Raw genomic sequence first — 12,486 nt, 5'->3', positions numbered from 1 at the left:
CATGTGAACAGATATAGGTTCAGGGAGGAATGGTGGGCTTAACCGATGACGCATGGAGTTAGGTTAGGGGTTCTTTTCCCCCGCCATTATCGTCATTCTCTTCCACGATTGCTATCGTATATCGCAGACCTTCCTTTAGTGATTGTTCTGTAGTGATAGGAGCTAAGGTTATGCCAAGATCAGCTAGCTTGCGCATTGCTTCTGATTTGATGCCTGTGACAATGCATGTAGCACCAAGTAGCCTTGAAAGTCGTGCTATGTTGACTAAAGGTTCAGAAATTTCAACATCTACCGCCACACCAGATATGTCCAGGATTACAACGTTCGTTTTTTTATCTGTGGCTTGCTCCAGCATGGTCACCATTAAGCTATTGACACGTGTAGTGTATACTTCTAAACGCTCGATTGTTTCTTCCAACTCTTGCTGTGCCTTCTTGCGCTCGGCAAGTGCATCCTTAAGTTCTCTGATCAGTGTTTCCCGCTCCTCCTCCGCTTTCTTACGTTGAGTGATGTCTCTGACAATCCCTATAGCGTGCCACTTCTCCTCTATCTTGACCGCTGAAACAGAGAGCTCTATTGGGAACCCAGTTCCATCTTTTCTTACCGCCTCTAGCTCAAGCGTTTTGCCAATGACAGGCCCACAGCCAGTTGCTTTGAATATGAGAATGCCGCGTCTATAGGAGTCATGATATTTCTTGGGTGCGAGAAATATGTGTAATTCCTTACCCAGAGCCTCCTGAACTGAATACCCGAATATCTTCTCAGCTGCTTCATTCCAGTAGGAAATATTGCCTTCATTATCCATCATGATGATAGCGTCTTTGGCCGAACTACTTATAGCCTTGAATTTCTCCTCACTCTCTAAGACCGATTTCTCAGTCCGCTTGTGCTCAGTGATATCACGGGCAACGCCAAATGCTCCAACCACCTGTCCTGTCTCATCTTTGTAGACCGAAGCATTATAGGCAACAATGGTCTCGGTTCCATCCTTGGCTACCATGACCAGTTCGTAATCATGGATCTCTCCTGTTTCAAAAACCAACATTACTCCTTTGTATGCTTTTTCGGAATCTGTGAAATAATCAGCAAACAGTGTTCCTATCAATTCCTCCCGAGTTCTGCCAGTAGCTCGAATTTTGGCCTCGTTCACATCCATGATGATTCCCTGCTGATCGAAAGTTACCATAGGATCAAGGCTTACCTCAATTAATCCCCGATTGTAGCGCTGAAGATATTGTATTTCCTGTTCTGCCAGCTTGCGCTCCTGAACCCGCATTTCCAATTCATCGTGTGCTTTGCGCAGCGTATCTTCCATCTGCTTGCGCTCGGTAATATCCATGAAGAAAAAATATACACCATTCTTGGAAGGATAACCCCGTGCCTCGAACCACATATTGAGTGGCGGGTAGAACTGCTCATAACTGACCTCGACCTTTTCAGCCATAGCCCTGTGAAGTTCCCTGTAGCCGATCGTATCCACAGTATCAGGGAACACATTCCAGTATACCTTGCCGACGAGATCATCGCGATTTATACGCAGGAGTTGCTCTGCCTTTTGATTCATGTGGATTACTTTCCACATGTTGTCGAACATGAGGAATGCATCAGTGATGATCTCGAGGATGGTGGTTACCTGTTCCTGCGCGAGTAAAGCCTCATAGTGCAGCTGGCCGCGCTCTTCAGTTTCTGCTAATTGTGTGCGAAGTTTCTCAATTTCAAGGAGGAGTTCTTCCTGTGATCTATCATCTTCATTCTGCATAACATTTGATATACATATTAATAATGATCATGTGCATTAATTTATGGTGACCTACATTGATAAATGTTATTACTCAATCTCATCATCTGTGGCATCATGTTCTTTTATATTGATCACTTTCTTCCAACCTGTCCTCTTTATTCAAAGCATCTCACAGCTTCGCCTTTCTAAACTGATGTGCTGTCAACTCCTTTTAGACTGAAGCGCAGCTTATAGTCTTCTTAATGTTGCTTCGGCAAGTTTTCCTTCAAACAACATAATACTAACCTTGTTAGAATTAGATTATCCCTCATTATAATTCTGGCAATGACAGTAAGATGCGACCAAAAACAAACTAACATTTAGATGTGATGATATATTCCCAGGTACATCATTCGCCCCATAATGACAAAGTCGGACCATGGACAATCCAGAGCGCACTTAGTTAGTCCAGGGTACATCACTGTACAAAAACAAAAGGAGAATAACAATGAGTAATGAAATGTATGAAGTTATTGACTATGTATCAACCGATGACGGAACAATTGTTGAAGTGCTACAATTTCCACAACTTGCAGGTTCTGCAGATTTGCGCGTCGCACACAACCTGTTCTATGCTTCGCAAAGTGGAATGCGACTCAAAATGATACGAATTACATTAAACAATTCTTATGCCCGGCTCGAACCTGGAGCTTTGTACTTTATGAAAGGAAATCTCAAAATGAAGGCGAGTTCAGGTGGTGGAATTATGAAAGGATTATCACGAAAAATGCTATCTGGTGAGACATTCTTTGTTAATGAAATACACGGAGCCGGTGAGATATATTTAGAGCCTTCTTTTGGTCACTTTTTTCTCTACCATGTTAAAAAAGACGATAAAGCTATCATTGTGGACAGAGGGCTCTTCTATGCTGGAACATCTGGTTTGGATATAAGTTCAGGAATGCAAAAGAATATTTCCTCTGCATTATTTGGAGGAGAAGGACTATTTCAAACAAAGATTAGCGGGGAAGGTATTGCAGTATTATATTCTCCAGTTCCAGTTACTGAGATACAGAAAATGGAACTCAATAATGAAAAATTAAGCGTTGATGGAAATTTCACATTATTGAGATCTGAAGGGATCGAATTTAAAGCAGAGAAAAGCAGCAAGTCCTGGGTTGCAACATCCGTTTCTGGCGAAGGGTTATTACAGACATTCTCTGGCACCGGTTCAGTATGGATTGCACCTACACAAGGAATTTATGAGTTATTGTCAACCTCTGAAGGTATATCACAAATGTCATTGGCACCTGGAACAATGAATACACAAACTGAAACGACTACAAAGAAGAGAAAATAATTAATAATCAACTAAATAATGAACTTTAGCTATAACCCCGCATCAAAAAAATCTTCACGATCCTCAAAGGATCATTTCATCTTTTTTTTCGCCTTGGCAAGTTTCTTCTTTGCATCACCGCTTCCGGTAGCAGCCATTTTTTCAAGTTCTGCCAATTCATCTTTTTTCTTAGAGGCCTTCCTTCCCATATCTTTCTTAGACATTGCCATAGAAGATATAAATTAAATTCTAAACTACTTAAATGATTCCAGAAGAGCCCAATAGTGTTGTAGTATCCTAATATAATATTTTATATCCCATGTAATCGTCTTACCCCCAGGTGAACCTTAAATGAAATACGTAGTACTCCTTGGCGACGGCATGGCAGACTATCCACTGGAAGAATTAAACGGTCTGACCCCCTTGCAGGCAGCAGATACACCCAATATGGATCATGCTGCTTCCAATGGACAGTGCGGACTGGCAATGACAATCCCCCCGGACATGCCTCCCGGATCAGACGTGGCAAATCTATCTATCCTGGGATATGACCCTAAAAAGTACTACTCAGGCAGGGGTCCCCTGGAAGCAGCAAGCATAGGAGTGCAGCTAGGACCTGATGATATCGCTTTCAGGTGCAATCTCATAACCGAACAGGACGGGATAATCGCAGATTACAGCGCTGGCCATATCACCACACAAGAAGCTGGAGAATTGATCAAATTGGTGGATGAAAAACTGGGCAGCGGCACGGTCAAGTTCCATCCAGGTATCAGCTACCGTCACCTCCTTGTGCTGTCCAACAGCCAATGCCAGGATGTGCAGTGCACCCCACCCCATGACCAGGTGGGTGGGAAAGTCAAGGATTTCCTGCCAATCGGCAAGGGTTCGGAATTGCTGATTCAAATAATTAACGATTCCAGGCCAATTCTGGAGAGCAGTGACATTAATAAAATACGTGTCAAAAAGGGAAAAAATACAGGCAATATGATATGGCCCTGGGCACAGGGCAGAGCACCCACTATGCCTACACTCAAAGAAATGTATGGTTTAACAGGTGGCATGATATCAGCAGTGGATCTGTTGAAAGGTCTGGGTGTGTATGCAGGGCTGGAAGTGATCGATGTACCTGGTGCAACCGGGTATCTGGATACCAATTATCAAGGCAAAGCCAAAGCTGCAATTCAGGCATTGAGATCAGATGATTTTGTATACGTACATGTTGAGGCCGCTGACGAGGCGGCTCACATCGGCGATATTGAAGCAAAGATCAAAGCTATTGAAGATTTCGACCACAAAATAGTAGGACCTATTCTGAAGGGGCTGTCAGCTTTTGATGATTATAAGGTTCTCATATTGCCGGATCATCGAACCCCGATCGAGCTCAGGACCCATACACATGATCCAGTACCCTTTGTCGTATTATCAAGTAATGATGCTAAGGATGAAGTGACCGAATATAATGAATTCTCTGTAGAAAACGGTTCATTGGGGATTGTGAATGGTCACCGGATAATGAATTATCTTATCAATGGAAAATTCTAAATTCCAGGATTTCAAATTCCCTTATACTCTTATACTATTTATCCTGCATAAATCCAAGAGCCGTATTCCAATAATTCTCAGCAGCTTGCCGGATACCTGAGATCTCTTCAACCGTTAATTCCCTTACTACTTTTCCGGGACTGCCTATGATCAAGCTTCCGGACGGGAATGTTTTACCTTCAGTTATCAATGTCCCGGCACCGATTATGCAATTATCTCCAATATTTGACATGTTCATTACAATTGATCCCATTCCCACCATGCAATTATTTCCGATACTGCAACCATGAAGGATAGCCCCATGACCCACTACGCAATATTCTCCAATCTCAGTAATAGTATGCGGTCCGGCGTGCACCATACAGTTATCCTGGATATTTGACCATGAACCTATGTGAATGATAAGGGAGTCACCCCTGATCACTGCATTTGGCCATATGCTTACATGGTCTCCCAGTTCCACATCCCCGATCACAGTAGCAAGTGGATCGATATAGATCGGGTCACTCATCTTTGGAAATTTTCCGGCATATCCCCGGATCCTGTCATTCATCTTGTATCACCAGCACTTTAATCATGTTGGTCTGGCCTCCAGCCGGCACACTGGCAGTGATCACCAGCTTATCACCCTGTTTGAAACCATTCTCAACAGCCACATTTTTTACAATTTCTGTGATTACATTCATGTCGTCAGAATAATCAACCTTCACTGGCTTTATACCCCAGATAAGAGAGAGCCTTCTGAGTATGGTATGATCAGAACTTAGACCAAGAATGGGTATAAGGGGTCTGTACCTGGATACTGTCATAGCAGTTTTTCCATGACCGGTAGGCGTAATAATTGCATCGGCACCGATCTGTTGAGCGATCTGGATGGCCGAATGACCGATTGCTTCTGCTATGGAATGGCCTTCAGGAAGTTCGCGAATGGACATGGTCCTGTTAAAATCATCAGAATTTTCGATTCTAGCCGTGATCCTTGACATCATTTTTACAGTTTCTACAGGGAAACTGCCCACAGCTGTTTCTTCAGAAAGCATTACTGCATCTGTTCCGTCCAGCACAGCATTGGCAACATCCGCAGCCTCTGCCCTGGTAGGTCTGGGATTATCGACCATGCTTCGTAACATCTGAGTGGCGGTTATAACAGGCTTACCGGCCTGGTTGCATTTACGCACCAGCATCTTCTGAATGGGAGGTACATTCTCCACTGGGATCTCTACACCAAGATCACCTCTTGCTACCATTATCCCATCAGCCACATCAATTATCTCATCAATATTTTCAACAGCTTCATGTTTCTCTATCTTAGCTATGATCGGGATATCAGCACCCTTGTTATTGATGATGTTTTCTAATTTGGTTACATCCTTAGCTTCCCTTACAAAGGATAGGGCTATGAAATCCACTCCTTCCTTGATGCCTGCTTCAACGTCATTTCTATCTTTGGGTGTCATGGAAGGTATCTTTATAGACCCGGCAGGCAGGTTAATTCCCTTGTGGGACGATAGCTGTCCTCCTACTTCCACCTTGCAATTGATCTCACTTGCATCTGAATCAATAACCTTGAGCTGGATAAGCCCGTCAGATAACAGAATGGTATCATTTTGCTTCACTGCACCGGGTAGGTCCTGGTAACTGACCGATGCCATGTGCTCGTTCCCTGGTACATCTCTCACTGTTAATATGAATTCAGCTCCCCTCTCAAGACTGACTGCACCATCTGGAAATACTCCTACACGTACCTTGGGGCCGCTTAGATCCTGCAGTATGGCCGTATGTCTGTCAAGGTTGGCTGAAATCTCCCTTATCCTGCGTATATTATCAATATGTTCTTCATGTGAACCGTGAGAGAAGTTCAAGCGGGCCACATCCATACCAGCTTTGATCAGGCTGTTAAGTTTGGAGTCGCTATTACTGGCAGGTCCGATTGTACAAATGATCTTTGTGCGTCTGATATTCAGACCTCCATTATTCTTTCAGTAGTGATGATACTGCCATCTCAATACTCTGGTGTGAATTATGGGGAAGCTTCCAGCCAAGATTTTTCAATTTTTCAATAGAGAGTAGCATGAGCTTTACATCACCTTTCCAGCCTGCACCGCCATCCACACCCCCGGTGAACCGGTATTCCACATCAATATACCCCATCTTTTCGGTCACAATATCTGCAATACCTACCACGTCAATGGAATCCTCAGATCCGATATTGAAAATATTTACCATTTCATCAGCATGCTCCACACAAAATACCATTGCATCCACGCAGTCCACTACATCCAGGTATGATTTATTCTGCTTGCCAGAGCCCAAAATCTCGAGTGTAAAAGGGTCTACCCTTAATTTATTTATGAAATCCACAAGTACGCCATGGGTACCCCTTTCTCCCACAATGTTGGCAAATCGGTAGATCCAGGCGAACATGTCGAAGGTATGACAATACGAGGAAATCAATGCCTCGCAGGCCATTTTGGATGAGCCGTACAATGATATGGGAACCATTGGCCCGTAATCCTCGGGTGTGGGGATCACCCTGGCTTCTCCATAAACAGTGGAAGTGGAAGTAAATGCAACCTTTCCGGTCCCACTTTTTCTCATGGCCTCCAGCAGGTTATAAGTGGCAAGTATGTTCTGCTCAAAATGGACATAAGTATCTTCTGCCCCCAGTTTCACATCAGGGTTGGCGGCGAGGTGAAATACCATATCGATATCTTCTAATGATGATTGGATCAAATCAGGTTCCAGTAAGTCTCCTTCGATAAATGAGAAGTTATCATCACCAATATGATGCTGGATGAATTCCATCCTCCCGGAACTCAGGTTATCAAATACTGTGACCTTATTGTGCTGGATAAGATTATCTATTACATGGCTGCCGATGAAACCCGCACCGCCTGTAACTAGTATATGTTTATCGGTTAATTTCATACTATCATTTCCTGAGATGTGTGAATAATCTTTAACTTTATTGGATTAAAACGTAATCAATATATCAAACCTGTGAATTATAACTTAAATCATAAATCTCTTTATCGTATTTCCACAATATTTTCTTTCAGGAGGATTCAAAATGGAAAAATCAATATTAATGGTAATCGCCCCAAACAGATTCAGGGACGAAGAATTTCTGGTTCCAAAAAAGATATTTGAAGATGCAGGTGTCGATGTAACTGTAGCATCTACCAGAACCGGTATAGCTACTGGAAAATTAGGGGCAAAGGTTAATGTGGAGACTAATATCTCAGATGTTAAAGCTGATGATTTTGATGCTGTGGTATTTGTAGGGGGCAGTGGGGTTGAAGATTATGGACTACACCAGAACCCGAAGCTTCATAATCTGGTAATAGAAGCATATAATCAGAATAAGGTGACTGCTGCTATCTGCATTGCACCAATGATCCTGGCTGAATCTGGTATCCTAAAAGAAAAAAATGTTACTACTTTTCCTTCATCAGAAGATTATATCACGCAAAGAGGTGGGCATCTCACTCACGAATCAGTTTCGGTAGATGGAAAAATAGTTACTGGCAACGGTCCTGAAGCGGCCCGGAAGTTCGGCGAGACCATCCTTAAGCTATTAGGTTAAGCGCGACCTGAATCTTCAGCAACACGGCCGTCTACAAGTCGAATGATGCGGTCGGTCTTGGCAGCCATACGTTCGTCGTGGGTAACTAGAATAAAGGTCTGGTTATGCTCGCGGTTCAATCTACGCAGCAGTTCATATATGTTATCGCTGGCTTTAGTATCAAGGTTACCAGTAGGCTCATCCCCTATCACAATACTGGGATTGTTAACCAGCGCTCTGGCAATAGCGACCCTCTGGTTCTGGCCTCCGGATAACTGGGTCATCCTGTGATCCATCCGGTCGGCCAGTCCCACTTCCTCCAGCATGATACGTGCTGATTCCTTTGCCTTAGAATGTTTGATACCATTGATCAATAACGGCATCATCACATTTTCAAGTGCATTGAAATCTGGCAGAAGGTGATGATACTGGAAGATAAAACCCAGTTGCTGGTTACGGGTAGTAGAACGCTGCTTATCAGACATTTTCGTGACATCTATTCCATCTAACAGGATGGTGCCGCTGGTTGGCGTATCAAGGATCCCTATCTGGTTTAGGAGTGTACTTTTACCTGAACCTGATGGGCCCACAATCGCTATAAACTCTCCACGTTCAATATCCAGGTTCACTCCATCAAGAGCCCTTATCTCCACACCATCGCCGTATATCTTGGTCAGGTCCTTTATTTCAATTATTTTATTATCAGACACTATAAATCGCCTCCACGGGATCCATTTTTGAAGCTCGCCGGGCCGGGAATACGCCGGCTATGATATTAATGACCATGGCAAAGATACTGGCAATGATGAAGTTATCTAACTCTATTACTATTGGCAGGTGGTCCATCCCGAAATATATCTCGGGAGGTACGGGTATGGTAATTGATGCAATTGCCAGTGATGCGACATATCCAATTGCACAGCCGATTATAACTCCTGCCAGACCCATTATCCCTGCCTCCATTAGAAATATCAGCATTATGCTCCGCCGGGATGTACCCATTGCCATTAACATACCGATCTCGCCTACCTTTTCCATGACTATCATGATCAGGATATTGGCTATACCAAAACCCGAGATAGCATAAATAATTATATAGAAGAAAAAAACCATACTATCCGAGGTCTCAAGTATGTACAGTATATCTGCACTCTGCTCGATCCAGCTTACTGCGTCATAACCGGTCTCCTGCTCAATCCTGTTAGCCAGGTCTTCAGCAGTATAAGCATCAGAAATCCGCACCCCCATTCCTGTAACCACATCCCCGGACCCAAATAAATCCTGCAAACGCTCAAGATGTGTAAATGCCATTGTTTCATCAATGGGTGTTCCTGTCTGAAAAATGCCTGTAATAGTAAAATCAGTAGGTGCCGACCCCGGAATCTGGGCTGTGATAGAATCACCCATACCCACATCAAGGTTTTTAGCCAGTTTGGAACCCAGGATTATATAATTTCCAGGATTCTCAAGAGATGCGAACTCTCCGAATCGCATATCATTTTCCCTGTTAACGACACGGTTTTCATCATTGGGGTTGATGCCATATAATAGCACTCCTTCTGCGTTGTGCTTGTACTGCAGGGCAGCTTCACTCTGGAAATATGACGAGACTGCCTCAACCCCTCCCTGATCATTGATATAGTTCTCGAGCCCGTGGTACAAGTATATGTAATCTTCGTTTTCCTTAGGCTGGATAGTGATATGTGCCTGGTTCTCTATTGTCGAATCTCTCAATATACTCATGTAACCGCTGAGCATTGACATTGAGACAATTATTATTCCCACAGCCAGTGCTACTGCAATGATGGAAAATAATGTTTGTCGTTTGCGTGACATGATATGTCTTGTGGCAATATCTAACTCAAACATGGCAATCTCCCTCACTCACGGCCTATCGCCTCCACCGGTTTAAGTTTTGAAGCGCGACTGGCAGGGTATATCCCTGCGATGAGATTTAGCAAAAACGTAAACAACACGATAATGGCTGCATCCTGTATCCTCACAACAAATGGGAATGTGTTGACGCCAGCATAGGTTTCCTCTCCTATGTCATAAGTAATGGATCCCAATTGAATGGCTATCACCGCTCCGAAGATCACACCCATTACGGCACCCAGCAATCCAAGGATGCCGCTTTCCATTACGAATATCATCATAATGCTTTTTCTTGGCACTCCCATTGCCATGAGCATACCTATCTCTTTTGTCTTCTCCATGACTACCATAAATAGGGTGCTGATTATTCCAAAAGATGCTATTACTATTATCAGACCCAGTATGATGGCATTGCTTGTTCCTTCCAGTTTTATTGTCTGTATTATCTCGGGATTTGTCTCCTTCCAGCTTGCGGCAGGGTACCCAAAGGCATCTATGGTCTCTGATATGGCTTGTGCCCGTTCCCGGTCATCTCCACGGACTAAAATGCTGTTCACTACATTGGACTCGTCAAAAAAGTCCTGGGCAGTGGATATGGAAGTAATTGCCAGGCTCTCATCCTGAGGCGTGCCGCTGTTATAGATACCCACTACTTTCAGGTTTACCGGATTAGCTTCAGGAAATGAAGCATCAATTGTATCACCAATTTCCACATCGAGTTTTTCAGCAAGGGCATCACCTACTACCACGCTGTTTGGCGTGACCTCCAGATCCCTGAAACTGCCTTCAACAATATCATCCTTTATGTGCAACACTGAATCATGGGCCTCAACCTGGATGCCCTGCATGATCACATTTTTGTTCTTATCTTTGTACTCAAAAGTAGCTGGCCCGGCAAGGACTGGTGATACACCAACCACACCATCGACCTCATTGATATCTTCGATGAGTTTATGGTACAAATGGATATAATCTTCCCCTTCCTGGGGTTCAACTGTCACATGTGCCATCCTGTCCACGGTCTTTGCATACAGTTCATCGGTAAAACCCACCATCATCGCCTGGGACAACATGAGTATCATAACTGCAAGACCGACCGCAAGCACAGAAAATATGGTCTGTCTGCGGCGTGATGTCAGATGCCTGATGGCTATGTACAGTTCATACACGGGCATCACCCGTTATAGCGGCCAATCCGCTTTGATAACAAAATTAGAATTACAAGTGAGAATATGGATAAATAAATATTGAATCCTGGAGTCGGTGGGGAAGCTGTTGGAGTCTCTTTAGGAGCATAATTGCTTTGTTTTGCCTCTATAAGGGTGTCCCATTTGTCCAGAATATCACCGTCATTGCCTATCACCTTAACATCGAGTTCATAGATACCTGGTGGAAGTCTTTCCTTCCACGAGACTTCGATAGTCTCATCGTCTTCTACCATTAAGATTGGACTTTGCTCCTTGATTTCTTCAATAATATCCCCATCTTTTAAAACAGTAAACACAATGCTTCCGGTATAGGGCACCTGTGACATCCCAATGACATTGACACTGGCCCCTGTCTCATCCCTGAAAAGCTCAGTGATGCGGGCATCGTCCATTGAAGTAAAATCTTCAGATAATGCTATTATTGCTTCTCTTGGTGATGAGATCTTAGCTTTGATCCTGGCTGAGTAGAGCCGGTTATTTTCAAGGCGTACATTCCAGTCCTTTGAAAGTGGTGTGGCCTGGTCGACTATGATACGGCGTTCTGTGGTATGGTAGATTACAGTGTCACCATCCAGAAGCATGTATTCAACATCTGTGATTATTGGTTCTGCGCCTAATTGTGTTATATATGGTGCAAGAATTACACTTATCCCACTGGAATCAGGAACGATATCTTTGATGTAAATTCTGGGAATCGTTGGTGATCCGTATGAGAAATTATAATATTTTGTTTCCAGTACAGATCCGTCCATGGAAAGGGTCATCATTGTGTGATATGCCCCTCCTGGTGGGATATTCAGGTCCCAGAATAATATTTTTGTTATATCTGAATTTGGCGCAATCTCTTCAATAAATAACTGTTTTGATCTCAGGGCTTCTCCATCAATGATCAATTCGGCATCAATAGTTATATCAGAATATTGTTTTTCAGAATGAATTGTGATATCTGCTGAATCGAGATCAGAATAAACATTAATAATCTGAATATCTTGTGCATAAGCTGATTGGATTAGAATAATGGTTGAAATTATTATGAATATTAGACTGGACAATTTTCGCAAATACATGAATATCTCCTTCCTTTAATAATATGGTTGATTATTACCCTTTAATAATTATGGTATTTGCCAAAAAAGTATGTTATGGGGGAGCTATTTAAGTATTGTGATAATTACTTTAAAAATATGTTGAAAGTGATTGTTAGATCATAGAATTTTTACACGGATTTATACAG

At 43.1% G+C, this 12,486-nt stretch carries 12 protein-coding genes; 3 read left to right on the top strand and 9 right to left on the bottom strand.

The window, feature by feature from the left end; translation table 11 throughout:
• Positions 1-58: 58 nt before the first annotated feature.
• The gene (locus IBX40_06445; GenBank protein MBE0523953.1) at positions 59-1,759 is read right to left on the bottom strand and encodes a PAS domain S-box protein; all 1,701 of its coding nucleotides are present in this window, start codon (positions 1,757-1,759) and stop codon (positions 59-61) included.
• 469 nt (positions 1,760-2,228) lie between these two features.
• Between IBX40_06445 and IBX40_06440 the strand changes: the two genes are divergently transcribed.
• The gene (locus IBX40_06440; protein ID MBE0523952.1) at positions 2,229-3,080 is read left to right on the top strand and encodes an AIM24 family protein; all 852 of its coding nucleotides are present in this window, start codon (positions 2,229-2,231) and stop codon (positions 3,078-3,080) included.
• A gap of 71 nt (positions 3,081-3,151) precedes the next feature.
• Here IBX40_06440 and IBX40_06435 read toward each other — a convergent pair whose 3' ends face one another.
• Positions 3,152-3,289 (bottom strand): hypothetical protein, encoded by a 138-nt coding sequence (locus IBX40_06435; GenBank protein ID MBE0523951.1) that lies wholly within the window; start codon positions 3,287-3,289, stop codon positions 3,152-3,154.
• A 121-nt stretch (positions 3,290-3,410) separates the two neighbouring features.
• On the opposite strand from IBX40_06435, the gene IBX40_06430 reads away from it, so the two are divergent.
• Positions 3,411-4,604 carry a cofactor-independent phosphoglycerate mutase gene (locus IBX40_06430; protein MBE0523950.1) on the top strand — a complete coding sequence of 398 codons (1,194 nt, stop codon included), beginning with the start codon at positions 3,411-3,413 and terminating at the stop codon, positions 4,602-4,604.
• A gap of 34 nt (positions 4,605-4,638) precedes the next feature.
• Here the strand turns inward: IBX40_06430 and IBX40_06425 are convergent, their stop codons facing one another.
• Genes IBX40_06425 through IBX40_06415 form a run of 3 tightly spaced genes read right to left on the bottom strand, consistent with a single transcriptional unit; the run spans position 4,639 to position 7,532 of the window.
• A complete protein-coding gene (locus IBX40_06425) occupies positions 4,639-5,157 on the bottom strand; it encodes a gamma carbonic anhydrase family protein (protein MBE0523949.1) in 519 nt (172 codons plus the stop codon).
• On the bottom strand, positions 5,150-6,568 hold the full coding sequence (pyk, locus tag IBX40_06420) for a pyruvate kinase (GenBank protein ID MBE0523948.1): 1,419 nt from the start codon (positions 6,566-6,568) through the stop codon (positions 5,150-5,152). Before pyk ends, IBX40_06425 begins: the two co-directional genes overlap by 8 nt.
• A 7-nt stretch (positions 6,569-6,575) precedes the next feature.
• Positions 6,576-7,532 carry an NAD-dependent epimerase/dehydratase family protein gene (locus IBX40_06415; protein MBE0523947.1) on the bottom strand — a complete coding sequence of 319 codons (957 nt, stop codon included), beginning with the start codon at positions 7,530-7,532 and terminating at the stop codon, positions 6,576-6,578.
• A 142-nt stretch (positions 7,533-7,674) separates the two neighbouring features.
• Here IBX40_06415 and IBX40_06410 point away from each other — a divergent pair, with 142 nt between their 5' ends.
• Positions 7,675-8,190: a DJ-1/PfpI family protein gene (locus IBX40_06410; protein MBE0523946.1), complete on the top strand. Its 516-nt coding sequence runs from the start codon at positions 7,675-7,677 to the stop codon at positions 8,188-8,190.
• Here the strand turns inward: IBX40_06410 and IBX40_06405 are convergent.
• Genes IBX40_06405 through IBX40_06390 form a run of 4 tightly spaced genes read right to left on the bottom strand, consistent with a single transcriptional unit; the run spans position 8,187 to position 12,319 of the window.
• Entirely contained in the window at positions 8,187-8,879 is a 693-nt protein-coding gene (locus tag IBX40_06405) for an ABC transporter ATP-binding protein (GenBank protein ID MBE0523945.1), read from the bottom strand. The two genes, IBX40_06410 and IBX40_06405, sit on opposite strands and share 4 nt — an antisense overlap.
• Entirely contained in the window at positions 8,872-10,038 is a 1,167-nt protein-coding gene (locus tag IBX40_06400) for an ABC transporter permease (GenBank protein MBE0523944.1), read from the bottom strand. The genes IBX40_06405 and IBX40_06400 overlap by 8 nt, the downstream gene beginning before the upstream one ends.
• An 11-nt stretch (positions 10,039-10,049) precedes the next feature.
• Positions 10,050-11,219: an ABC transporter permease gene (locus tag IBX40_06395; protein MBE0523943.1), complete on the bottom strand. Its 1,170-nt coding sequence runs from the start codon at positions 11,217-11,219 to the stop codon at positions 10,050-10,052.
• On the bottom strand, positions 11,219-12,319 hold the full coding sequence (locus IBX40_06390) for a hypothetical protein (protein ID MBE0523942.1): 1,101 nt from the start codon (positions 12,317-12,319) through the stop codon (positions 11,219-11,221). The genes IBX40_06395 and IBX40_06390 overlap by 1 nt, the downstream gene beginning before the upstream one ends.
• Between the last annotated feature and the right edge of the window lie 167 nt (positions 12,320-12,486).

The sequence above is a fragment of the Methanosarcinales archaeon genome, from assembly GCA_014859725.1.
Taxonomy (GTDB): Archaea; Halobacteriota; Methanosarcinia; order Methanosarcinales; family Methanocomedenaceae; genus Kmv04.
This window is presented reverse-complemented; position numbering and strand designations above follow the sequence as displayed.

What these genes read in the sequence shown, in the direction of transcription:
- IBX40_06445 (MBE0523953.1), bottom strand. Translation starts at nt 1,759, where the DNA reads ATGCAGAATGAAGATGATAGATCACAGGAAGAACTCCTCCTTGAAATT.
- IBX40_06440 (MBE0523952.1), top strand. Translation starts at nt 2,229, where the DNA reads ATGAGTAATGAAATGTATGAAGTTATTGACTATGTATCAACCGATGAC.
- IBX40_06435 (MBE0523951.1), bottom strand. Translation starts at nt 3,289, where the DNA reads ATGGCAATGTCTAAGAAAGATATGGGAAGGAAGGCCTCTAAGAAAAAA.
- IBX40_06430 (MBE0523950.1), top strand. Translation starts at nt 3,411, where the DNA reads ATGAAATACGTAGTACTCCTTGGCGACGGCATGGCAGACTATCCACTG.
- IBX40_06425 (MBE0523949.1), bottom strand. Translation starts at nt 5,157, where the DNA reads ATGAATGACAGGATCCGGGGATATGCCGGAAAATTTCCAAAGATGAGT.
- IBX40_06415 (MBE0523947.1), bottom strand. Translation starts at nt 7,532, where the DNA reads ATGAAATTAACCGATAAACATATACTAGTTACAGGCGGTGCGGGTTTC.
- IBX40_06410 (MBE0523946.1), top strand. Translation starts at nt 7,675, where the DNA reads ATGGAAAAATCAATATTAATGGTAATCGCCCCAAACAGATTCAGGGAC.
- IBX40_06400 (MBE0523944.1), bottom strand. Translation starts at nt 10,038, where the DNA reads ATGTTTGAGTTAGATATTGCCACAAGACATATCATGTCACGCAAACGA.
- IBX40_06395 (MBE0523943.1), bottom strand. Translation starts at nt 11,219, where the DNA reads ATGCCCGTGTATGAACTGTACATAGCCATCAGGCATCTGACATCACGC.
- IBX40_06390 (MBE0523942.1), bottom strand. Translation starts at nt 12,319, where the DNA reads ATGTATTTGCGAAAATTGTCCAGTCTAATATTCATAATAATTTCAACC.